Annotated in this window: 23 protein-coding genes; 9 read left to right on the forward strand and 14 right to left on the reverse strand. The window is 71.5% G+C overall.

Features of this window, described 5'->3' with window-relative positions; genetic code table 11:
- Positions 1 to 27: 27 nt before the first annotated feature.
- On the forward strand, positions 28 to 1,080 hold the full coding sequence (locus JQS43_RS16430) for a cellulose binding domain-containing protein (protein ID WP_239675275.1): 1,053 nt from the start codon (positions 28 to 30) through the stop codon (positions 1,078 to 1,080).
- Between the two features lie 90 nt (positions 1,081 to 1,170).
- On the opposite strand, the gene JQS43_RS16435 is transcribed toward JQS43_RS16430, so the two are convergent.
- Entirely contained in the window at positions 1,171 to 4,404 is a 3,234-nt protein-coding gene (locus JQS43_RS16435; RefSeq protein WP_239675276.1) for a S41 family peptidase, read from the reverse strand.
- A gap of 134 nt (positions 4,405 to 4,538) precedes the next feature.
- Between JQS43_RS16435 and JQS43_RS16440 the strand changes: the two genes are divergently transcribed.
- Genes JQS43_RS16440 through JQS43_RS16455 form a run of 4 tightly spaced genes read left to right on the forward strand, consistent with a single transcriptional unit; the run spans position 4,539 to position 10,272 of the window.
- Positions 4,539 to 6,902, forward strand: coding sequence for a phosphoketolase family protein (locus JQS43_RS16440; RefSeq protein ID WP_239675277.1), 2,364 nt, complete (start codon positions 4,539 to 4,541; stop codon positions 6,900 to 6,902).
- On the forward strand, positions 6,899 to 8,035 hold the full coding sequence (locus JQS43_RS16445) for an acetate/propionate family kinase (RefSeq protein WP_239675278.1): 1,137 nt from the start codon (positions 6,899 to 6,901) through the stop codon (positions 8,033 to 8,035). The genes JQS43_RS16440 and JQS43_RS16445 overlap by 4 nt, the downstream gene beginning before the upstream one ends.
- A gap of 33 nt (positions 8,036 to 8,068) precedes the next feature.
- Positions 8,069 to 8,560 carry a universal stress protein gene (locus tag JQS43_RS16450; RefSeq protein ID WP_239675279.1) on the forward strand — a complete coding sequence of 164 codons (492 nt, stop codon included), beginning with the start codon at positions 8,069 to 8,071 and terminating at the stop codon, positions 8,558 to 8,560.
- A 26-nt stretch (positions 8,561 to 8,586) separates the two neighbouring features.
- The gene (locus tag JQS43_RS16455; protein WP_239675280.1) at positions 8,587 to 10,272 is read left to right on the forward strand and encodes a sensor histidine kinase; all 1,686 of its coding nucleotides are present in this window, start codon (positions 8,587 to 8,589) and stop codon (positions 10,270 to 10,272) included.
- Here JQS43_RS16455 and JQS43_RS16460 read toward each other — a convergent pair.
- From JQS43_RS16460 to JQS43_RS16470, 3 genes are read right to left on the reverse strand one after another with little or no spacing between them, the layout of a single operon-like run.
- Positions 10,269 to 11,984, reverse strand: a complete 1,716-nt coding sequence (locus tag JQS43_RS16460) for a SulP family inorganic anion transporter (RefSeq protein WP_239675281.1) — start codon at positions 11,982 to 11,984, stop codon at positions 10,269 to 10,271. The two genes, JQS43_RS16455 and JQS43_RS16460, sit on opposite strands and share 4 nt — an antisense overlap.
- Before the next feature lie 3 nt (positions 11,985 to 11,987).
- The gene (locus tag JQS43_RS16465) at positions 11,988 to 12,572 is read right to left on the reverse strand and encodes a rhodanese-like domain-containing protein (protein ID WP_239675282.1); all 585 of its coding nucleotides are present in this window, start codon (positions 12,570 to 12,572) and stop codon (positions 11,988 to 11,990) included.
- Positions 12,572 to 13,894 (reverse strand): MBL fold metallo-hydrolase, encoded by a 1,323-nt coding sequence (locus tag JQS43_RS16470; RefSeq protein ID WP_239675283.1) that lies wholly within the window; start codon positions 13,892 to 13,894, stop codon positions 12,572 to 12,574. Before JQS43_RS16470 ends, JQS43_RS16465 begins: the two co-directional genes overlap by 1 nt.
- Before the next feature lie 136 nt (positions 13,895 to 14,030).
- Between JQS43_RS16470 and JQS43_RS16475 the strand changes: the two genes are divergently transcribed.
- Complete coding sequence (locus JQS43_RS16475; RefSeq protein ID WP_239675284.1) at positions 14,031 to 14,342, forward strand: metal-sensitive transcriptional regulator; 312 nt, start codon at positions 14,031 to 14,033, stop codon at positions 14,340 to 14,342.
- Positions 14,343 to 14,427: 85 nt separating this feature from the next.
- Here the strand turns inward: JQS43_RS16475 and JQS43_RS16480 are convergent, their stop codons facing one another.
- From JQS43_RS16480 to rpmB, 4 genes are all read right to left on the reverse strand, one after another.
- Complete coding sequence (locus JQS43_RS16480; protein ID WP_239675285.1) at positions 14,428 to 14,901, reverse strand: pyridoxamine 5'-phosphate oxidase family protein; 474 nt, start codon at positions 14,899 to 14,901, stop codon at positions 14,428 to 14,430.
- A 146-nt stretch (positions 14,902 to 15,047) separates the two neighbouring features.
- Entirely contained in the window at positions 15,048 to 15,353 is a 306-nt protein-coding gene (gene rpsN / locus JQS43_RS16485; protein ID WP_239675286.1) for a 30S ribosomal protein S14, read from the reverse strand.
- Positions 15,353 to 15,520 carry a 50S ribosomal protein L33 gene (gene rpmG, locus JQS43_RS16490; protein ID WP_239675287.1) on the reverse strand — a complete coding sequence of 56 codons (168 nt, stop codon included), beginning with the start codon at positions 15,518 to 15,520 and terminating at the stop codon, positions 15,353 to 15,355. The genes rpsN and rpmG overlap by 1 nt, the downstream gene beginning before the upstream one ends.
- Positions 15,520 to 15,756, reverse strand: coding sequence for a 50S ribosomal protein L28 (rpmB, locus tag JQS43_RS16495; RefSeq protein WP_239675288.1), 237 nt, complete (start codon positions 15,754 to 15,756; stop codon positions 15,520 to 15,522). Before rpmB ends, rpmG begins: the two co-directional genes overlap by 1 nt.
- Positions 15,757 to 15,817: 61 nt before the next feature.
- Between rpmB and JQS43_RS16500 the strand changes: the two genes are divergently transcribed.
- Together JQS43_RS16500 and JQS43_RS16505 are read left to right on the forward strand one after the other, a co-directional pair.
- On the forward strand, positions 15,818 to 17,125 hold the full coding sequence (locus JQS43_RS16500) for a CobW family GTP-binding protein (RefSeq protein ID WP_239675289.1): 1,308 nt from the start codon (positions 15,818 to 15,820) through the stop codon (positions 17,123 to 17,125).
- Between the two features lie 5 nt (positions 17,126 to 17,130).
- Positions 17,131 to 17,376 (forward strand): type B 50S ribosomal protein L31, encoded by a 246-nt coding sequence (locus JQS43_RS16505; protein WP_239675290.1) that lies wholly within the window; start codon positions 17,131 to 17,133, stop codon positions 17,374 to 17,376.
- Between the two features lie 38 nt (positions 17,377 to 17,414).
- Here the strand turns inward: JQS43_RS16505 and JQS43_RS16510 are convergent, their stop codons facing one another.
- From JQS43_RS16510 to JQS43_RS16530, 5 genes are read right to left on the reverse strand one after another with little or no spacing between them, the layout of a single operon-like run.
- Positions 17,415 to 18,638, reverse strand: coding sequence for a PP2C family protein-serine/threonine phosphatase (locus JQS43_RS16510; protein WP_239675291.1), 1,224 nt, complete (start codon positions 18,636 to 18,638; stop codon positions 17,415 to 17,417).
- Positions 18,625 to 19,683: a SpoIIE family protein phosphatase gene (locus JQS43_RS16515; protein WP_239675292.1), complete on the reverse strand. Its 1,059-nt coding sequence runs from the start codon at positions 19,681 to 19,683 to the stop codon at positions 18,625 to 18,627. The genes JQS43_RS16510 and JQS43_RS16515 overlap by 14 nt, the downstream gene beginning before the upstream one ends.
- The gene (locus JQS43_RS16520) at positions 19,680 to 20,117 is read right to left on the reverse strand and encodes an anti-sigma regulatory factor (RefSeq protein WP_239675293.1); all 438 of its coding nucleotides are present in this window, start codon (positions 20,115 to 20,117) and stop codon (positions 19,680 to 19,682) included. The genes JQS43_RS16515 and JQS43_RS16520 overlap by 4 nt, the downstream gene beginning before the upstream one ends.
- A gap of 4 nt (positions 20,118 to 20,121) precedes the next feature.
- Positions 20,122 to 20,523, reverse strand: a complete 402-nt coding sequence (locus JQS43_RS16525; RefSeq protein WP_239675294.1) for an STAS domain-containing protein — start codon at positions 20,521 to 20,523, stop codon at positions 20,122 to 20,124.
- Positions 20,520 to 21,407 carry an STAS domain-containing protein gene (locus JQS43_RS16530; RefSeq protein ID WP_239675295.1) on the reverse strand — a complete coding sequence of 296 codons (888 nt, stop codon included), beginning with the start codon at positions 21,405 to 21,407 and terminating at the stop codon, positions 20,520 to 20,522. Before JQS43_RS16530 ends, JQS43_RS16525 begins: the two co-directional genes overlap by 4 nt.
- 244 nt (positions 21,408 to 21,651) lie before the next feature.
- On the opposite strand from JQS43_RS16530, the gene JQS43_RS16535 reads away from it, so the two are divergent.
- Positions 21,652 to 21,858, forward strand: a complete 207-nt coding sequence (locus JQS43_RS16535; RefSeq protein WP_239675296.1) for a hypothetical protein — start codon at positions 21,652 to 21,654, stop codon at positions 21,856 to 21,858.
- Positions 21,859 to 21,877: 19 nt separating this feature from the next.
- Here the strand turns inward: JQS43_RS16535 and JQS43_RS16540 are convergent, their stop codons facing one another.
- Positions 21,878 to 22,276 (reverse strand): VOC family protein, encoded by a 399-nt coding sequence (locus tag JQS43_RS16540; protein ID WP_239675297.1) that lies wholly within the window; start codon positions 22,274 to 22,276, stop codon positions 21,878 to 21,880.
- Positions 22,277 to 22,304 lie beyond the last annotated feature (28 nt).

Consider the following 22,304-nt stretch of genomic DNA (forward strand, 5'->3'; position numbering starts at 1 on the left):
AGGCTGTGCGGCTAAGGAGACCCTCTCATGATCACATTACCCATCGGCGGCCGACCGGCTCAGCGTCGCCGGTCCCTCGCTCTCGCCGCGACCGTCGCCCTCGTCGGCGCCGCGGTCGGCCTCGCCCCCGCCGGGCCCGCGACGGCCAGCACCGGCCCGCCCGGCACCGGCTGTGTGCTGGTCGAGTACGAGTCGGTGAGCTGGCAGGACGCGCCGGACGCCGGCGGCGTCTACACCACCATCACGATCACCAACACCTGCGGTGACCCGATCGACGGCTGGACCCTCGGGCTCACCCTCGCCCCGGGCCACACCCTCCAGCAGGGATGGAACGCGCACTGGGAGTCGGTCGGCGAAGAGCTCACCGCCACCGATCTGCAATGGAACCGGGTGCTGCAGCCGGACACCGGCATCACCATCGGTTTCGTAGGCACCTGGCTGCACGCACCGCAGGACCCGGTGGCGTGCTTGATCAACGGGGAGCCGTGTGGTGGTGGTGAGGCTGCCGCCGAAGTCACGCTCACCAGCCCCACCGATGGCCAGAGCATTCCGGGCCCCTGCCCGGTGACGTTCACCGCCGAGCCGGTAGCCGGCTCCGGCGAGCTCGACCAGGTCGATTTCTATCTCAATCAGGAGTGGGTAGGCAGCGTCGAGACCGCCCCCTACCGGATGCTGGTGCCCAGTAGCCACCCGGCGGTGGATCATGTCGGGCCGAACACCGCGGCCGCCAAGGCGGTGGGGCCCGGCGGCGGCACCGCTTCTGCACCCGCGACCTTCCAGCTCGCAGCGATCCCACCGGCGCTGATGGTGGTCGCGTGTACGCCGAACTATTCACTGGCCCCGGGCGAGCAGGCCGTGGTCAGCTTCCAGGCCGCCTGCGCTGGCACCCCTGCCATGACCTTCGAGGCAGGCGGTGAGGCGAAGGTGACGGTGTCCCCGCCGACCGCACCCGCGGGCGACTCATACCACGAGGTCACGGTAACGGTGGCGGCCGACAGCCCGCCGGGCTCGGCCAGCGTCACCGCGATCCCCGACGAGTTCGGCTGCATGTCAGGTAGCACCATGGTCCACGTGTCCTGACCCGGCTCCCCACGCGTCGATCATGGACCTAGGGACTGCCCAGGCGGCCGAAACCCACCCTAGGTCCATGATCGACGCAAGGGGGGTTGGTTACCCCAGGTGTGGTCGGGCCGCCGGGTTCGGCGTGTGGGCCGGGGTGACCGCCAACGCCTCCAGCGCACACTGGATCGCCCGGGACAATTGCGGGTCCCGACCCGCCACATAGTCCTGCGGTGTGATCTCCACCTCGATGTCCGGGTCAGTGCCGTAGTTCTCGACCCGCCAGCCAACGTCGTCGAAGGCGAACGAGAACTCCGGCTGGGTGGTCATCGTGCCGTCGGCGAGCAGGTGCCGCGGCCAGATCCCGACCACCCCACCCCAGGTACGCTTGCCTACCAGCGGCCCGAGCCCGAGCTGTTTGAACGCGTGGCTGAAGATGTCGCCATCGGAGCCCGCATCCTCATTGGTCACCGCAACCAGCGGCCCGCGGGGGGACTCGTCCGGGTAGGGCGACGGCTCCCCCCACCGGGAGAAGTTGTACGCCAGCCGGCGCCGGGCGAGCTTCTGCAGCAGCAGCCCGGAGACGTGTCCACCACCGTTGTTGCGGACATCCACCAACAGCGCCTCCCGGTCCAGCTCCGTCAAGAACCCCCGGTGGAACTCCGCGTAGCCGACCGCGCTCATGTCCGGTACGTGCAGGTAGCCGACCCGGCCATCGGTCTGCTCGTGGACCCACTGACGGTTGGCCGCCACCCAGTCCCGGTAGCGGGGTGGCCGCTCGTCGGGCAGCGCCCGCACCGTGGCCCGCCAGGGCGGGTCGTCGCCTCGACGCAGCGTCACCTCGACCTCTTGTTCGGCCTGGTTGACCAGCAGCCGGGCCGGAGTCAGCTCGGCGCTCACCGGGGTGCCGTTGATCGCCAACACCTCGTCGCCGGGGCGGACGTCCACGCCGGGTCGGTGGAACGCGCTGGTCCGGTCGGCTTCCCACGGGTCACCCGCCAGCAGCCGGTCGATCCGGTAGCCGGCGCCAGGTCCGGCCGGCGCCCAGTCCACCCCCAGGTAGCCCTGCCGCCACTGCGGACTCGGCCGGTAGGCGCCGCCGAACTCGTACGCGTGGGAGGTGCCGAGTTCGCCCTGCAGCTCCCACAGCAGGTCGGAGAATTCCGACCGGGTGGCGACCTGGTCTACCAGCGGCAGATAGCGTTGGTAGACCGCTTCCCAGTCGACGCCGCTCATGTCCTCGTCCCAGAAGTTCTCCCGCTGCAGCCGCCACGCCTCCCGGAACATCTGCCGCCACTCGGCGCCGGGCCGCACCGACACCTTTACCCGGTCCAGGTCGACCCAGCCGCTGCGCCGCCCCGGCCCGTCGGTCTCGGCGGCCCGGTCGGCCTCCTCCAGTTTGGTGCCTGCTTTGACCACGCGCAGCCGGTCGTCGGCGCGGTAGAGCAGGGTCTTGCCGTCGGGGCTGAGCCAGAAGTCGGAAAGCCCGCCAGCGAGTCGATCTCGCTCCCCTGTGGTCAGGTCGTACATCTCCAGCGTCTGCTCGGCCTCCGGTCCGGCGAGCACGCTGCGGTCCGCCACTCCGACCACCGGCCGGGACGAGAAGAGCACCTTCTCCCGGGTGCCGGCCACCCGCTCGTACCGACCTTCGGGCACGGGAACGGGCACCACTCGCCGGTCGATCCCGGCCAGGTCGATCCGGACCTGCGGGGGCGCGTCGGAGCTGTCGGCGGAGTCCGGGTCGCCGCCGGCTGCGGCGCCCGCCCCGGCCAGCGGCTCCACCCGGGGCAGGAACGGCGGGGGTGCGTCGGCCCGCAGCGTGATCGCGTACGGCCGGGAGCCCATCGGGAACCCCAGGTCGAACTGGAGCTCGTCGTAGGTGGGGTTGAAGGTGCGTTTGCCGATGAAGTAGAGGTACCGCCCGGCCGGGTCGAAGGCCGGCCGGTAGTCGCGCAGGACCGGCTGGGTCGCCAGCACCGGCTCCTCACCCGGGCGGGCCAGTTTGATTGCTGTGGTACGCGGGCCGGTGGCGTAGGTGTAGGCGAGCCACCCACCATCCGGTGACCAGGCCAGGTCCTCGATCGTGCCGTACCGGCTGTGGTCGACCGTGGTGACGGTCGCCGGCTCCGGCCGCAGATCCACCAGCAACAGCTCGTGCCGGTGGTTGGCGATCGCGATCAGCGCCTCGGTGGGCGAGGCCGCTAGCTCCCGCGCCCGGCCGATGTCGAGTCCGGTCAGCGGCTGCGCCGTGGCGGCGGCGGCCTCGGCGGCGGCGAAGACCACGAGCGACTCCTGGTCGGACTGGTCGCTGGCGGCCGCCACCAACCGTTCGCCATCGGCGAGGTGGGTGAGCAGCCGGTAGCGCACCCCGTCCCGTTCACCGTGCTGATGCACCGGGCCGGCGAAGGGGCCGAAGGTGAACGCCTTACCCCGAGTGGTGATCGCCACCTGTGACCCGTCGGCGGCCAGGGTCACCGTGTCGAGGTGCTCCCGAGCCGCCACGAACTGCCGGTTCCGCTGGGTCCGGGAGCTGGCCAGCGTGACCGGTAGCTCCCGGCCGCCGGCGGCCGGGTCGAGCAGGTACAGCCGGGCCCCGGCGGTGTAGACCAGCCGGTCGCCGTCGCCGCTGAGGCCGCGGGCGTAGTAGTCGGTGTGGTCGGTGTGCCGGCGCAGGTCCTCCCCTGCCGGGGTGCAGGAGTAGACGTTGCCCACCCCTTCGTGGTCGGCGAGGAAGTAGATCCGGTCCCCCACCCAGCACGGGTCCGCGAGGTTGCCGGGTAGCCGCAGCAGCCGCTGGAACTCGCCGCTGCCGGCCGGGTCGACCCACAGGTCGCCCACCTGGCCGCCGCGGTACCGCTTCCACCGGGCCGGGTCGTCGACGTGCCGGCCGATCACCACCCCGCCGGCCGGGCCGTGGCTGATCGCCGACGCCGGCCCGAGCGGCAGCCGCCGCGGCAGCCCACCCGCCGGGTCCACCCGGTGCAGCCACCGCTCCCGCCGGAACGGCAGGTTGCCGTCGGTGGCGTAGAGGACCGCGCCGTCGGCCGGGTCGAACCCGGCGACGCTCAACTGGCCACCCTGGTGGGTGACGCGTTCAGCCACGCCGCCGGCGGCCGGCATCACGTAGACATCCGGGGTCCCCTCGTCCCGACCGACGAAGGCGAGCAGCTGCCCGTCCTGGCTCAGCCTCGGCCCGGACGCCTCGGCCACGCCGCTGGTCAGCCGCCATGCCCGCCCGCCGCCGGTCGACGCCAGCCACAGGTCGTCGTCGCAGCTGAACACGATGTGCTCGCCGGCGATGGTGGGGGTCCGCAGGTAGCCGGTGTCGGCACGGGGCTCGGGCATCGGGTGTCCTCCGTGTTCCGGTCGGTCCGAGAACGGTTTTCCTACCCTACGCGGTGTCACCGGATAAGGTGGGTGGCCCGAACCGGGACCTAAGTCCATGGTTGGCCGCACTGGCATCGGGGAGACTGACCGACATGGAGACCGCAACCAAACCGCTGACCGAGGCTGAGCTGCAGGCGATCGACGCGTATTGGCGGGCCGCCAATTATCTGACGGTCGGCCAGATCTACCTGCTGGACAACCCACTGCTGCGACAGCCGCTGCAACCGTCGGACATCAAGCCCCGGCTGTTGGGGCACTGGGGCACCAGCCCGGGCCTCAACTTGATCTACGCCCACCTCAACCGGGCCATCGTCGCCCACGATCTGGACATGATCTACGTAACCGGCCCGGGGCACGGCGGGCCGGCGTTGGTGGCGAACACCTGGCTCGAGGGGACCTACAGCGAGCTGTACCCGTCGGTGAGCCTGGACGAGGCCGGTATGGCCCAGCTGTTCCGGCAGTTCTCCTTCCCCGGCGGCATTCCCAGCCACGTCGCACCCGAGGTGCCCGGCTCCATCCACGAGGGCGGCGAGCTGGGGTATTCGCTGTCGCACGCGTACGGTGCCGCCTTCGACAATCCGGACCTGATCGTCGCCTGCGTGGTCGGCGACGGTGAGGCGGAGACCGGTCCGCTAGCCGGCAGCTGGTTGGCGAACACCTTCCTCAGCCCGGTCCGGGACGGGGCGGTGCTGCCGATCCTGCACCTCAACGGCTACAAGATCGCCAACCCGACGGTGCTGGCCCGGATCCCCGAGGACGACCTGCTGGCGATGATGCGGGGGTACGGCTACGAACCGTACGTGGTCGCGGGTGACGACCCGGTCGAGGTGCACCAGCGGCTGGCTGCGGTGCTGGAGCAGTCGCTGGCGGAGATCACCGAGATCCAGCGGGCGGCCCGGGCCACCGGCGCCCACGCCCGGCCCCGCTGGCCCATGATCATCCTGCGTACGCCGAAGGGGTGGACCGGCCCGCGGGAGGTCGACGGGCTCCAGGTCGAGGACACCTGGCGCTCCCACCAGGTGCCGCTGGGCAAGGTGCGCACCGACCCGGAGCAGCTCGCCGAGCTCGAGCGGTGGCTGCGCTCCTACCGGCCGGAGGAGCTGTTCGACGCGACCGGCGCCCCCGTCGCCGAGCTGCGCGACCTGCCGCCGACCGGCGAGCGGCGGATGAGCGCCAACCCGCACGCCAACGGCGGGGTGCTGCGCCGCGACCTGGTGCTGCCGGACTTCCGGGATTACGGAGTCGGGGTCACCCGGCACGGGGGTGGGCTCGCCGAGGCCACCCGGGTGCTCGGCGAATGGGTCCGCGACGTCATCCGCGCCAACCCGGACCGGTTCCGGCTGTTCGGCCCGGACGAGGTGGCCTCGAACCGGCTGGGGGCCGCGTTCGAGGTGACCGACCGGGCGTTCACCGCCAGCATCGAGGAGACCGACGAGCACCTGGCCACGCACGGCCGGGTGGTGGAGGTGCTCTCCGAACACCTGTGTCAGGGCCTACTCGAGGGTTACCTGCTCACCGGCCGGCACGGGCTCTTCACCAGCTACGAGGCGTTCATCCACATCGTCGACTCGATGTTCAACCAGCACGCCAAGTGGTTGAAGGTCACCAACCACATCCCGTGGCGGGCGCCGATCGCGTCGTTGACCTACCTGCTCTCCAGCCACGTCTGGCGGCAGGACCACAATGGCTTCTCGCACCAGGACCCGGGCTTCATCGATCACGTCATCAACAAGAAGGCCGAGGTGGTGCGGGTCTACCTGCCGCCGGACGCCAACACCCTGCTGTCGGTGATGGACCACTGTCTACGCAGCCGGCAGTACGTCAACGTGGTGGTCGCCGGCAAGAACGAACAGCCCACCTGGCTGGACATGGACACCGCGGTGCGGCACTGCCAGCGGGGTCTGGGGATCTGGGAGTGGGCCAGCAGCGACGACGGTGGACAGCCGGATGTGGTGCTCGCCTGCGCCGGTGACGTGCCGACGATGGAGACGCTCGCCGCAGTCGACCTGCTGCGCCAGCACCTGCCGCAGCTGAAGGTGCGGGTGGTGAACGTGGTGAACCTGATGCGGTTGCAGCCGGAGAGCGAACACCCGCACGGGCTGCCGGACGCCCAGTTCGACACCGTCTTCACCACCGACCGGCCGATCATCTTCGCGTTCCACGGCTACCCGTGGCTGATCCACCGGCTCACCTACCGCCGGACCAACCACGACAACCTGCACGTCCGTGGCTACAAGGAGGAGGGCACCACCACCACGCCGTTCGACATGGTGATGCTCAACGATCTGGACCGGTTCCACCTGGTGATCGACGTCATCGACCGGGTGCCCGGGCTGGGGCCGGCCGCCGCCGGGCTGCGGCAGGCGATGGTCGACGCCCGGCACGAGTGCCGCGAATACACCCGGCGGCACGGCGAGGACCACCCCCGGGTCCGCGACTGGGTCTGGCCCTCGTGAGCCGAGCCCTGGTCATCAACAGCGGGTCGTCGTCGGTGAAGTACCGACTCTTCACCGGCGACGACCCGGTCGCCACCGGGCTCGTCGAACGCATCGGCGAGCCCGGCGGCGACGCCGCCGACCACCAGCAGGCGCTGGCACACCTCCTCGACCAGCTCGACCTGACCGACCTGGCGGTGGTCGGCCATCGGGTGGTCCACGGCGGGCTTCGGTTCAGCGAACCCATCGTGATCGACGACGAGGTGGTCGCCGGCATCGAGGAGTTGGTGCCGCTGGCCCCGTTGCACAATCCGGCGAACCTCGCCGGGATCGCCGCCACCCGGGCCCTGCTGCCAGCGGTGCCGCAGGTCGCGGTCTTCGACACCGCCTTCCACCGGACCTTGCCGCCAGCGGCCGCGACCTACGCGATCGACACCGAGGTGGCGCGGCGCTACGGCATCCACCGGTACGGGTTCCACGGCACCTCGCACGCCTACGTCGCCCGCGGCACCGCCGCGCTGCTGGGCCGGCCACTGGCCGAGCTGAACCTGATCACGCTGCACCTCGGCAACGGAGCAAGCGCCTGCGCGGTCGCCGGTGGCCGCAGCGTGGCCACCTCGATGGGGCTGACGCCGCTGGAGGGCCTGGTGATGGGGACCCGCAGCGGTGATGTCGACCCGGCGGTGGTGGCGCAGCTGCACCGGACCGCCGGAATGTCGGTGGCCGAGATCGACGAGCTGCTCAACCAGCGCAGCGGGCTGCGCGGACTCAGCGGGCACAACGACATGCGGGCGCTGCTGGCGGCCCGGGCCGACGGCGACCCCGCAGCCCAGCTCGCGTTCGATGTCTACTGCCACCGGATCACCTCCTATGTGGGGGCGTACTACGCCCAACTGGGCCGGCTCGACGCGGTGACCTTCACCGCCGGGGTGGGTGAGCACGCGGCGCCGGTACGCGAGGCCGCGCTGGCCAACCTCCACCGGTTGGGGATCATCGTCGATCCGGCCCGCAACGCCGCCGTCAGCACGCACGCTCGGCTGATCTCCCCGGACGACGCGCCGGTGCAGGTCTGCGTGGTCCCCACCGACGAGGAGCGGGAGATCGCCAGCCAGGCCCGGTCGCTGCTGCCCACCGCCGACTCACCGGTTTCGTAGCGGCGGGCCGGTTCCGGGAGAGATGCTGTCGGTATGGACGCCATCGACCGGCCAGCCAGCTACCAGATCGTCACCGGCGTCGACGGGTCGGAGGGCGGTCGCCGGGCGCTGCGCTGGGCCGCCCAGCAGGCCGCCGAACGCGCCGGTGAGGTCACCGCGATCATCGCGTGGCGGTGGGATCTGCCCGGTGGCGGGCTGCCCACTACCTCGGCCACCGCGGAGGAGGAGCCCAGCCGCGCCGCCGCCGAGCTGATCGCGCAAGAGGTGAACCGGGTGCAGCCGGTGGTGACGGTGCGTACCCAGGTGCAGGAGGGGCGCCCGGGCGAGGTGCTCAGCGCGGCGGCGCGGGGCGCGGATCTGCTGGTGCTGGGTAGCCACGGCCATAGCCGGGTGTGGCACACGGTGCTCGGCTCGGTCGCCGAGGAGTGCATCCGGCGGTCGGTCTGCCCGGTGGTGGTGATCCCGATGCGGCATCCGGACGGCCCGGAGCTGCCGGAGGCTCCCACCGCGGCGGCCCGGCGCTGAGCGATCGCAGCCGATACCATCGGGGCATGCCCGAACATCCGTCGCTCGGCCTCGGGCCGCTCTCCCGAGTGCGCCTGGACGAGTTGCTCGCCGAGTTGCTCGACCGGGTCGGCGATGTGCTGGACAGCCGGGAACGGATCCGGGCGCTCCTCGACGCGGTCGTCGGCATCACCCAGGACCTGGACCTGCACAACACCCTGGAGCGGATCGCCGAAGCCGCCTGCCATCTGGTCGGGGCGAAGTACGGCGCGCTCGGGGTGATCGGGGCCGACCGGCGGCTGGTCGACTTCATCACCTACGGCATCTCCCCGGAGGAGCACGCCGCCATCGGTGACCTGCCGGCCGGCCGGGGGGTGCTGGGGTTGCTGATCGAGGAGCCGGTGCCGGTGCGGATGGCCGACATCACCCAACACCCCCAGTCGTACGGGTTCCCGCCGCACCACCCACCGATGCGCAGTTTCCTAGGCGTCCCGATCCATATCCGCGACCAGGTCTTCGGCAATCTTTACCTGGCCGAGAAGAAGGGCGCGGCCGAGTTCAGCGAGGACGACGAGGCGATCGCGGTGGCGCTGGCGGCCGCCGCCGGGGTGGCGATCGAGAACGCCCGGCTATACGAGGTGGCGACCCGCCGGGAACGCTGGCTCGCCGCCTCCTCCGAGATCACCACGATGTTGCTCGGCGCGGTCCACCGCACCACCGCCCTGCAGCTGATCGCCGACCGGGCGCAGCAGGTCGGGGAGGCGGAGCTGGCGCTGGTGCTGCTCTTCGACGAAGAGAGCCGCTCGCTCACCGTGGAGGTGGCCGCCGGGGACGGCGCCGAGGCGTTTATCGGCGCCGAGGTCTCGGTTACCGATTCCGCATTCACCCCGGTCGTGATCGAGCGACAGCACCAGGTTTTGGAGAACCTGGGCAAGGCCGCGAGCTGGCCGGCGCCGGCCCCGGCCGGGCCGTCGCTGCTGGTGCCGCTGGCCGCGGGCGAGACCATGCACGGGGTGCTGGCGATCGCCCACCATGCGGGCACCCAGTGGCGCACCGGCGACGAACTGCCGATGCTCACCACCTTCGCCGGTCAGGCCGCGCTCGCGCTGGAGCGGGCGCAGGCGCTGGAGGAACGGGAGACGCTGCTGGTGCTGGAGGACCGCGAGCGGATCGCCCGGGACCTGCACGATGTGGTGATTCAGCGGCTCTTCGCCACCGGGTTGCAGCTGCAGACCGCGGCCCGGATCTCCCACAAGCCGGAGGTGGTCGACCGGGTCACCACCGCGGTCAACGACCTGGACACCACCATCCGCGACATCCGCACCGCCATCTTCGAACTTCGTACGCCAGCGGTGGCGACACTACGCAGCGAGTTGCACGCCACTGTGGAGGCCGCGGCGGAGATGCTCGGGTTCCGGCCGATGATCGAGGTGACCGGGCCGGTCGACGCGGCGGTCGCCGACGAGGTTCGTCCGGACCTGCTGGCCGTGGTCCAGGAGGCGCTGTCGAACGTGGTCCGCCATGCCCAGGCGACGCAGGTCACGGTGGCGGTGACGGTGGCGCCGACCCAGATCGAGGTGTCGGTACACGACGACGGGGTCGGCGCAGCCGACATCGCGGAGCGCAGCGGCCTGGTCAACCTGCGGGAGCGGGCACAGCGCCACGGCGGCGCCTTCTCGGTCGGCCAGGGGACACCCCGCGGCACCGTGCTGGAGTGGTCAGTACCCCGCTAGGGTTCGGCGGCCGTGCCCTCCCCCGCGGTCACCGCTGCCGCGATCTCCGGATGGATCGCGCCGGCCGTTGTGAGTTCCCGCCACAGCCCGGCCCGATCGAGCACATCCCGGACCGGTCCGCGGACGGTCGCCAGCCGGAGCGTCACCGAGCGGTCGGCCAACCGGTACCGCAACCGGCGCAGCGCGTCGACCCCGTCCGCGTCGATGTCTCCGATCCCGCTGGCGTCGAGCACCACCGAACGCAGCTCCGGCCGTGCCTGCGCCAGCTGCTGCACCTGGCTCGTGACCAGCTCCGCGTTGGCGAAGTAGAGCGGCCCATCCACCCGGACCACCAGCACCTCCGGGTCGGTCACCAGGTCGGGGTAGCGGGCGGTGTTGCGGTAGCTGGTGGTGCCCGCCCGCCGGCCGAGCTCTGCGATGTGCGGTCGAGCCGACCGGGCCACGAACACCGCCAGGCTGAACAGCACCCCCACGGCGAGGCCCGGCTCCACTCCGAAGCCCAGAGTCACCACAAAGGTCAGGGCCACCGTGATGCCGTCCAGCCGCCGGGTCCGCCACACCCGGCCCGCCTCCCGGTAATCGATCAGCCCGGCGACGGCCACCACCACGATCGCCGCCAGCACCGCCTGCGGCAACTGGGCGAAGGCCGGGGTGAGCAGCACGGCGGTCAACGCGACCAGCAGCGCCGCCACCACGCCCGCCCAGGGGGTCCGGGACCCGGCGGCGAAGTTCACCGCACTGCGGGAGAAGCCGCCCGCCACCGGGAACGCCTGCCACACCCCGGCCGACAGGTTCGCCGCCCCCACGGCGATCAGCTCCTGGGTGGGCCGGATCGGCTGGCCAGCCTTCGCCGCCAGCGCCTTGGCGACAGCAATCCCCTCCAGGTAGGAGATCAGGCCGATCGCCACCGCCGCGGGCAGCAACGCCACCAGGTCCTCGGCCCCGAGCCGGGGCAGCTCCGGGGCGGGCAGTCCGGCCGGCACCGGCCCCAACACCGAAACTCCGGCCCCGGCCAGCCCCCACCCGGCGCTGATCGCGGTCACCGCCGCCACCACGATCAACGGGCCCGGCAGCCGCCGAGCGACCCGGCGCAGCACCAGCAGCGCGCCGAGGCTGCCCACCGCCACGGCCAGGGTTGGCCAGTGGAGCCCGGACAGCGACGGCGCCAGCGACCGCACCGCCCCGGGCAGCGAGTCCGACCGGCCGGCGGTCACCCCGAGCAGCGCGGGCAGCTGGCTGACCGCGATCACGACTGCGGCGGCGCCGGTGAACCCGACCAGCACCGAATGGGAGAGCAGGCTCACCAACGCACCCAGCCGTAGCAGCCCCAGCAGCAGCTGCACCGCGCCGACCAGTAGCGCCAGCGCAGCGGCCAGCCCGGCGTAACGGACCGGGTCGCCGTCGGCCAGCGGCGCCAACGCCGCCCCAGTCAGCAGCGCGGTGATCGCCACCGGGCCGACCGCCAACGAACCGGAGCTGCCGAGCAGCGCGTAGACCAGCAGCGGCACCACCGACGCGTACAACCCGGCCTGTGGCGGCAAGCCGGCCAGGACCGCGTACGCCATGCTCTGTGGCACCAGCATCACCGCGACGGTGAGTCCGGCGACCAGGTCGTGCCGCAGGGTGCCGCGGTGGTACCCCGGCAGCCACGCGGCCAGCGGCACCAGCCGCGCCAGCCCGGACCGGGCCGGCTGCGGATAGTCACTGGTCACTGATCACCGGTCACTGGTGCGGGAGTCGTCGCCGGCCCGGGTCCGGGCGCGTAGCTGGGTCGCGGCGCTGCCCCCGTCACCGCCGCGCCGGTTGTAGGGGAGCTTCGCCAGCAGCGCCCCCATCGCGCAGGTGTTGGTGAGCGCGGCCACCACCAGGCCGGCGCCGACCAGCCCGGCCAGGTAGCGCAGCGGCGGCAGCCACACGCTGGCGACGATCGCCGCCAGCACGATTCCGCCGGCGACCAGCCGCACCTGCCGTTCCAGCGCCCACCTGGGTTTCCCGCGGACCACCGGGGCGCCGGCGGCGACCCAGGAAGCCATGCCCCCAGCCATCACCTCGGCACCGCCGTGCCCGGCCTCGGTCAGTTTGCGGCACGCCTGGTCTGCCCGGCTGCCGGAGTGACAGACCAGCACCAGCTGCCCGCCGGCGTCGGTGACGATCTGCTGTAGGTGGTCGTCGACCTGGTCCAGCGGCAGGTTGATCGCGCCGGCTATGTGCGCGGTCTCGAACTCCGCCGGAGTACGCACATCGACGACCAAGGTGTCCGGGTTCGCTTCGAGCAGCGCCCGCGCGGTCACGACATCCATCACGCCGCCACCTCCTCGGCTCCGGCTCCGGTCAGGACCACCGGGTGGTATCCCGCCCGCCGCAACAGGCTCGCCCCGATCGCGGCGCGGCGGCCGCTGCCGCACACCACCAGCACCGGGCGAGCCGGGTCCAGCTGTTTCGGGATCCCGGCTTCGGCCAGGTCGGGCAGGAACCGTTCGACCGCACCGGGCAACGGCAGCTGGGCCCGTTCGGCGGGCATCCGGACATCGAGGGTCTGGCTGTCCGGTTCGGCGCGGTGCCGGCGGGCACCGGCGACATCGACGGTGGCGACCGGCGTGGTGGTAGCGCCGGTCAGGTCGCGGACCACCCCCTGGACGGTGTCGATGCCGAGCTGCGCCAGCTGCGTCACCGCCTCGGCGGTGTCCTGCTCCGGCTCCGCGACCAGCACCAGCGGCGCCTGGTAGGGCAGCAGCCAGCCGACCCAGCTGCCGAAGTCGTCGCCCATGCTGATCGTCACCGACTCCGGCAGGACACCGGTCGCCTGCGCGGCGACCGGGCGGATGTCGACCACCCGGGTTTCGGCGGGGAGGTCGGCGAGATCGGCCACGGCCAGCTCAGGCACGGTGGTCGCGGGCATCGGTGGCGCGCCGTGCAGGTTGGTCGGGCCCATGTACTGGTAGAAGGCGGGGATCGGCTGCGGCGCGGCGAGCAGTTGATCGGCGAAGCGTTCCATCTCGCCGATGGCGAGCAGCGGGTTCTGGTCGAGTTCGTCGCCGATGGTGGAGGTGAAGCGGCCGGCGCCGGTGGTGGTGCAGAACGACCCTTCGCCGTGAGTGGGGTAGAGACCGACCTGCCGGGGCAGCGCGGCGAGCCGGTGCAGGGAACCGTGCTGCAGCCGCGCCAGCGTCCGGGCGCGGGCCGGGCCGAGCAGGTCGGGCCGGCCGGCGGCGGCGACCAGCAGGCTGCCGCCGGAGAAGACGGCGACCGGCTCGCCCTCGATCGAGACGAGGTAGCTGGTGTGTTCCGGGGTGTGGCCCGGCGTGTGGATCGGCTTGATGGTCAACCCGCCACTCTTGATCTCCTCGTGATGGAACGCCGGCGTGTGGGGGTAGACCGCCGCGGCCGCTGCCGGCAGCACCAGTTCGGCGCCGGTTCGCCGGGCCGCGTGCTCGCCGCCGGAGACGTAGTCGTTGTGCAGGTGGGTTTCGAGGACGAACCGCAGCTCGACATCGCGGGCGGCCGCGGCGGCCAGGAACCGGTCGATGTCCCGCTGCGGGTCGATGAGGACGGCTTGGCCGTCATGGATCAACAGGTAGGTCTGGTCCCCCAACCCGGGGGTGCGGAACGACATCAGCTCCATCTGACTCCTCCTCGTCGCCCCCGGGAAGGACACCGAACGCATACCCCCGGGGGTAATTTCTCTGGCTCGATCGTATACCCCCCGGGGTGTAGACTGTCAACTCGGACCGGGCTACGACGACGCGAAGGAGCCGACGATGCAGGTCGAGGAGCAGGCCGCGGGTGACGTCATCCGGCGCCTACGCCGCGCCGAAGGGCAGCTGCGCGGAGTGATCGGCATGATCGAAGAAGGCCGCGACTGCGCGGAGGTGGTCACCCAGCTCGCCGCGGTCTCCCGGGCGCTCGACCGGGCCGGCTTCAAGATCATCGCGAGTGGGCTGCAACAGTGCCTGGCCGCCGACGAGACCGACGGCGAGGCAGTGGCGGGCGGGACGGCCGGCGACGGTGCGCCACGCGCCCGCACCGCCGACCTCGACCAGCTGGAGAAGTTGTTCCTCTCGCTCGCCTGACCGCCCGCCTTCCTTGCCGGGCAGTCGAGGCTGCGGCGCGACTCTGCTGGCCGATCGAGCCACTTAGCCGGCAGAGTCGGATAGCTCAGCCCGGGGCGGAGCCGTTGGACCGCTCCACCGAGCCCCGCGCCCAGTCATCGGCCGCGGCCTCGAGTACGAAGCCGGTTACCAGATCCGCGCCGACCGTGATCACGCGATCCATCTCCCGGTCCACCCAGGGGCGTAGCCGGCTCCGGTAGTGCCCGGCGGCGACCGGGTCGGCGACGATCCGGGCGACTCCAGTCACCACCACGCTCCAGCCCAGGTGCGCCACCGGGTCGATCGCGTCCGCCTGGTAGGCGACCACCACCCCACGTTCGGCGGCGACGCTGATCGCGGCCCCGGCCTGGCTCCGGATGATCACCTGCTCGCCGTCGAGCAGATGGTTGACCGGGCGGATCGCCGGCAGCGCGCGATCGGTGAAGACCAGCCGCCCCATCGGGGCGCTACCCAGCCGCCGCAACGCTTCCTGGCGGCTGAGCTGCCGCATGGCACGGGGTTCGGGCTCGACGGTGGTCACGCGGGATCATCCTCTGGTCAGCACGGGTGGGGAGTCGGCCGCGACCGAGTCGCCGCGGCAGACCCCCATTAACCCGGTTGCCGGACCCTGGTGGGCAGTGCCGAAGGTCCCGTCTTTACCGGCCAGCGGTCCCCGCCCGGCGCGAGCTACCAGGATGCCTTGCGGATACCGGGGAGTTGCCCCCGTAGCGCCGCGTCACGGAACCGGATCCGGGACAGCCCGAACCGGGTGAGTACCCCGCGTGGGCGCCCGTCGACTACGTCCCGGGAGCGCAGCCGAACTGGGCTGGAGTCTCGCGGTAGCCGGGACAGCCGGCGCACCGCCGCGGCGCGGTCCGCCGGATCGGTCTGCGGACTCCGGATGGTTTCTTTCAGCTCGGTGCGCCGGGCCGCGTACTGGGCGACCAGCTCCTCGCGGCGGGCCTGCCGGCTGCGGAGACTACGGCGGGCCATCAGCGCTCCTCCCGGAACTCGACGTGCCGGCGTACCACCGGGTCGTACTTGCGCAGCACCAACCGGTCCGGGTCGTTGCGCCGGTTCTTGCGGGTTACGTAGGTGTAGCCGGTACCGGCGGTGCTGCGCAGTTTGACGATGGGGCGGATGTCGGTGGCGCGGGCCATCAGACCTTCTTTCCGGCCGCGCGCATCCTGGCGACGACCTTTTCGATGCCGTCGCGGTCGATGGTGCGCAGGGCCTTGGTGGTGACCTTCAAGGTGATCCACCGCCGCTCCGAGGGCAGCCAGAACCGGCGACGGTGCAGGTTCGGCACCCAGGTACGGCGGGTGCGGCGATGAGAGTGCGACACCCGGTTGCCGAAGCTCGGTTCGGCGCCGGTGACGTCACAGCGTCGGGACATGCGATTACCTCCTTCAGCATGAGTATAATGACAACCGTTTTCAACTGTCGAAGGGAGTGCCATGCCCCGCCCGGTCGCCCCAACCGCGACACCCACCGCGGCCGCCGCCGACCTGCGCCCAGCGGTCACCGTGCTATCCGGCTTCTCAGCCGACGCCGCAGCCGCCGTCGCCACCGCGCTGCTCGCCCATGACCAACGGCTGCTGCTGGTCAGCCACGACATCTCCCAGGTCTGCGCGGGCACCGTCCGCCGGACCGTCCGCGACCACGCGGGAGTACGCGAAGACGAGCGAGTCGAGCTGGTACACGGCTGCCTCTCCTGCACGCTGCGGGAAGATGTGCTGCCGACCCTGGTCCGGCTGGCCCGCGAGCACCCCGACCGGGACCAGGTGCTGCTGCTGCCGTCGGCGCTGGAGCCGGAGGCGGTCGCGGTCGCCGCCGGCTGGTGCCTGGTAGACGGTGCCCCGGTCGCCGACGCTGTCCGTTTCGACTCCTACCTGACGGTGGTTGACGCGCAACGGCTGATGGCGGACCTCACCAGCAGCGACGACCTGATCCACCGGAATCTGCACGCCGCCCCGGACGATCGTCGGTCGGTCGCCGACGTCGTCTGCCGCCAGCTCGAGTACGCGGACACGGTGCTGCTGTGGGGCGAGGCGCCCGAGGGCCGCTTCGAGACCGCCCGACTGGCAGTGTTGCTGGAGCGACTGGTGCCGTGGGCCGAGCAGTTGGCCGCCGCCGACTCGCCCGGCGAGTCGCTGCTAGCCCGGCTGCGGCTGCCTCGGCGGCACGACCCGGACACGCCCGGCGTCCTCGCCCGGGGCCTTGAGGGTTACCGGGTCGGCCGGCACGAGCCCGCCCCCGACTGCGGGGTGGTCGCCACGGTGTTCCGCACCCGCCGCCCGTTCCACCCGCAGCGCCTCCACGACGCGCTGGAGCAGGTGACCGGCGACGCGCTGCGCAGCCGCGGCCACCTGTGGCTGGCCAGCCAGCCCGAGCTGGTCATCGGCTGGGAGTCGGCCGGCGGCGGGATCAGCATGGGATCGCTCGGCCAATGGTTGGCCACGGTGCCGACCGACCAGTGGGGGGAGGCGTCCGCGCTGCGGCGGCTCACCGCCACCGTCGACTGGGACCCCTACTACGGCGACCGCAGCAGCCTGCTCGCCTTCATCGGTCTGGATCTCGACCCGGCAGCCCTCCACTCCACACTGGAGTCCTGCCTGGTCACCGACGACGAACTCGCGCTCGGCGAGCAGGCGTGGCGAGACTTCCCGGACCCCTTCGCCGGTTGCTTCGACGCCGACAGCACCACCGACACCGAGACCGACACCGACACCGACACCGACACCGAGACAGCGACGAGGAGCTGATTCGCATGAAGCCGGACATCCACCCGCGGTACGACTACGTCGTCTACCGGGACCGGAGCGCCGAGTTCGCGTTCCTGACCCGGTCCACCGCGACCAGCGACACCACGATCGAATGGCACGACGGCAACACCTACCCGGTCATCGACGTCGACATCTCGGCCGCCAGCCACCCATTCTGGACCGGCCGGCGGCGACTCCTCGACAGTGAGGGCCGGGTGGAGAAGTTCCGCAAAAAGTACGGCCAGAGTTGACCAGCTAGGCAGGGCCGCCGCCCGGGCAGGCTGGCGGGTCAGTGACCGTGCCAGCGGACGACCAGCAGCATCGTGTCGTCGGTGTGGCGAACCCGCTGGTGCAGATCGGCGGCGACCGCCGCGGCCAGCTCGGGCGGCGGCAGCTCCAGATGCGCCACTGTGCTCTCGACCAAGCGGGTCATCCCCCAGTGGATGTCACCGGTCGCCTCGATCAGCCCGTCGGTGTAGAGCAGCGCGGTCGCACCGGGCTGCAGCCGTGTCTGCGCCATCGCCTCCGTACCCGGCAACGGATAGCCGACGCCCCGCCCGGGAGAGTGCAGGTAGGTCGGTGCCTCACCCGGCTGGGCCAGCAACAACGGCGGGTGGCCTCCCCCGGCGAGCAGCAGCTCGCCGGTGGCCACCGCCAGTCGGGCAACCAGCACCGTGGCCATCAGATCCGGGAACGTGGGCACCAGCATGTCGGAGGTTCGTTCGATAAGCGTCGGCAGCGCCTCCCCCTGCAGGCCGAGGATCCGCAACGCGTGGCAGATATCCAGAGCGTCGCGGGTGCTGTCGACGCCGTGCCCGACCACGTCGACCACGCTGATCTGCAGATCGCCGTTGGGTAGCAGGGTCCAGTCGTAGAGGTCACCGCCGGTGGGAGCGTCCGCCTCGGCCGCCGCGTAGTACACCCCGAACTCGAACCCGGGCAGCGCCGGCGATGGCGGCCGGAGCGCGTCCTCCAGGCTCCGGAAGATGTCCCGGTGCGCGGTGCGCAGCTGCTCGTCCCGCTCCTCCAGCTCGATGTAGAGGGCGACCACCCCGCGGTTGGTCTCGGCGAGCTCCGCCTCCAACCGGCTGAGCTCGTCCTCCTTGCGGCGGGCATCGTTCAGCGCGGCGCGGAGCTCCTGCTCGTGGGCGCGTTCGTCGCGCTGGTCGGCGGTCGCCGGTATCGGTTGGGTGGGGATCCGCCACAGTAGCCGGCCCTGGTTGTCCAGCGCCGCGGGCTCGGCGTGCTCGCTGAGCCGGGGCGCCGGCGCCCCGTCGTCGGTGCCGGCGCAGATCTCCAACTGCCGCCGGCCCCCGGCTCCCGGCAGCAGCGCGGCCGTCAGCCGTACCTCATACCGGCCGCGGTCAGCTTCCCGGATCAGGTCGGTCACCGCGAGCACCAACCGCCCCCGCGCCAGCGGCGAGACCCCCGCCTGATTGGCGACCGCACGGACCCAGGCGAGCACCTCGGGTAGCTGCTCCGGGTCGGTCAGGGTGATCTCAGTCGGCTGCATGACGGAGCCGGGTGGGTCGGAGCGCGACCGCGGTCGCGTCGTCGTGGCGGCACCGGTGCCAGCCGGCCAAGTAACCCAGCAGCGTGCCGGGGGGCTGGTACAGCACCTCGCCGTCGGCCTCACGCCACCAGTGGCTGGTGATCCCGTCGCTGAACAGGACGAGGGTGTCCCCGGCTCGCAGCTGGTACGGGCGTACCTGCGGCGCCGGAATCCGCACGCCCAACGTGCCCGGCTGCCCGACCAGCTGCTGGCCCGGCCGGCCGGCGCGCAGGATCACCCCGCTGATGTTGCCGACCCCGCAGGAGTCGATCCGGTCGGGGTGGATCCGCAGCACCGTCGCGGCGGCGCCGCGGGTGCCCCGCAGCGCCCGGTGCAGGTAGGTCAGGAGACCGGGCAACGGCTGGTCCGCCTGGGCGCCGAAGGCGGTGACCGCGGCGCTCGCCGCGGCGGCGGCGTCCGGGCCGTGCCCGAGCCCGTCGACGACCAGCAGCGTGGCACCGGCCGGCGGCTCCGCGAACGCGTACGCGTCACCGGGCACCATGTCGTCCCCGCTCAGGTCCCGGCCCAGGTCGGCGGCGAGGCAGAACGCGGCGGCGTCGATCCCCGGCAAGGTGGCGGGCCCTCCCCGACCAGCGTGGAGCCGGGCGGAGATCACCGTGCCCTGTGCGGGGCGGGACCAGATCGCGGCGTCGGTCGCCATCCGCCGCACCGCCCCGAGCCCGGCGCCGAGCGTGCCGGTGGTGGAGTATCCGTCGACCAGACACTGCTGCAGGTCGGCCATGCCCGGGCCGGTGTCCAGCGCCCAGATGTGCAACCCGGCCCCGGGCGCCGCCGGACCGAGCAGCAGGAAACCGCCGGCGGCGTGCTTGTAGATGTTGCTGGCCAGCTCGGAGGCGACCACCGCCGCCTGCTCGATCAGCCCACCCGAGAGCTGGTAGTCGGCGGCCCGTTCCCGCGCGAGCCCACTGGCGTACGCGACGGCGCTCTCGTGGTCGATCGGCACCGACAGGGTTTGATACTCGGGGATCGTCACGGGCGCCGTCATCGCACCCAACGAGTCGCGACGATCGCCGTACCGGTCGGCGGGGTGACGCTGGTGGTGATCGTGAACTCGTCCATCAGCCGGCGGGCGCCGCCCAGGCCATGGCCCAGCCCGCCCCCGGTGGAGAACCCGTCGAGCAGCGCCGCTTCGGGATCGGGGATCCCCGGCCCGGAGTCCTCGAAGGTCAGGCGGATGCCCCGGCAGTGGTCGTCCCGGACGACCTCTTCGATGGTCAGCTCGCCGCCACCGGCGTGGATGTAACAGTTGCGGGCGAGCTCGCTGGCGGCGGTGACCAGCTTGGTCTGATCCACCAGCCGTAGCTTGAGTCGCTGTGCCGCCGCCCGCACCGCGTGCCGGGCGGTGCGTAGGTGCTCCTCGACGGTGATCGGCACGATCAGCGGCGCGCCGACCGGCGTCGCCGCGTCATCACTGACCATGGCCCTACCCTGGATGGACACGGTGCCCCGCCTCCCCGCCGGTCGTCGACCGGTCGTTGGTGAGCAGGTCCAGCGCATGCTCGGTACTCATCGCGGTGCCCACGCCGGGTAGTTGCAGCCCGAGCTCGACCAGCGTGATCGCCACCGCCGGCTGCATGCCGGCGACGACCACCCGGGCGCCGAGCAGCCGCGCGGTAGCGGCGATCTCGGTAAGCATCCGAGCGGCGTAGGAATCCATGATCTCGAGTTTGGAGATGTCCAGCAGCACCCCGCGGGCACCGTCAGAGACCAGCCGTTCCGCTAACTCCTCGCCGAACTGGGCGGTGGTCAGGTCGTCGAGCTCGTTCGGCAGGCCGGCCAGCAGCAGCTGACCAATGCGCAGAATCGGGATCTGGGTCTGACTCATCGCGCAAGCGCCACCAGCTCACCCGGAGTCTCGCCGCCCGCCCCCTCGGTCACCACCGAGATCGCCCCGGTAAGCGCGTCCGCCAGGGTCGCCCGCGTCATGATCGTGGAGAGGTCGATCCCGAGCTGGGCGATGGTCTGGGCGATCTGCGGCCGGATGCCGCTAATGATGCAGTCGGCGCCCATCAGCCGGGCGGCGGCCACGGTCTGCATCAGGTGCTGGGCGACGACCGTATCGACGGTCGGGACACCCGTAATGTCCAGAATGGCGATCTTCGCCTCGTGTTCTTTGATCCCGTGCAGCAGATTCTCCATGACCACCTGCACCCGGGCGCTATCGAGCGTACCGATCAGCGGGACCGCCAGGATCTGCCGCCACAACTGCACCACCGGAGTGGAGAGCTCCTGAATCTCCTGCGTCTGCCGGCGGATGATCTCCTCCCGCCCCTGCAGATAGGACTGGAACACCACCAACCCGGCCGCATCGACCACCCGACTCAAGGTCAGCGACAGATCGAGGAGTAGATCCCGATCGTCACCCGCCCGCTCCCGCAGCAGCGGCAGCATGACCTCCTTCAACGCCAGCACCGCCGACGCGGTGGCGCTCGACGAGGCACCCGCCTGCGCCCGCGTCAACGACAGCTGGGACAACGCACTGCGCAGCGCTGCCGCCTCGGAGACCGCCTGCCGCACCGGCCCGTCCGCGGCGAGCGCCTCGGCCAACCCGGCGATCACCGGGTAGGCCTCCTGACGGACATCGTCCTCCGAGAAGCCGGCCCGGATCGCGCCCTGCTCAACCTGCGCCTGCACCCAACTGTCGACGATGCGGTCACGCTCGTCGCCGATGGTGTCGGCGAGCCGGCTCCGTAGTGCGCGGTCATCCATGTTCATATCTCCAGCGAGTCTCCAAGTCCCGAAAGGCCTTGTCGGATTCCCCGCCGTGGGCCGATCTAAACCACTGCTTCAGAGATTCCGGTCGCCCGGTAGGCACCGTAGGTATCCTAGCCCACCGCATCCGCGGTTACCGCATCGTTACCAGACTGTCCACTGCGGCCATGTTTAGCCATGCCTGAACCGGGGAACCGTTGCCGCCACATCGGCGACCCCCCGAGCTACCAAGGAGCACACAGTGGGCAGAGTAGGGATACCGTTACTGCTAGTAATCTGGCTGGTCGTCGGCGCAGTCGCCGCCGGCCAGCGCGGCTACTACAACGTCTCCAACCACGACTGCGCCACGATCGGCACCACACTGGTCACCATCGTCGCCGGACCGCTCAACTATGTCGGACTCAACCCCGAGATCGACTGCCCGGACGCCCCCGAACCCTCACAGTGATCATCACTCACCGTGACGGTCACGCCGACGCGACCAGCTCGACCTCGAACCCATCGGCATCAACCAGATACGCGGCGTAGTGGGCGGGCCCGCCGGCGTACGGGTGGCGGTCGGCGAAGAGCAACGACCACCCGTACCCGGCAGCCTCGGTGACCAACTCGTCGACCATCGCCGCCGTGGCCACATGAAAGGCGAGATGGTTCAAGCCGGGCCGACGCCGGTCGTGCGCCTCGGCCGCGAGGTCCGGCGACTGCTCGAACACCAGGTAGGTGCCGGCCAACCGCCAACTCCGCCCGCCCGACCAACTCTGAAACGGTACGTAGCCCAGCCGCCCCAGTAGCCATCCCCAGCTGTGGCTGGCGCGCGCCAGATCTGGCACCCACACTTCGACATGGTGCAGTGGCCCGGTCGGTGGCATCAGTCCTTCCTAGCAGGTCGGCCCGTGG

The sequence above is a fragment of the Natronosporangium hydrolyticum genome (genome assembly GCF_016925615.1).
GTDB classification, from domain to species: domain Bacteria; phylum Actinomycetota; class Actinomycetes; order Mycobacteriales; family Micromonosporaceae; genus Natronosporangium; species Natronosporangium hydrolyticum.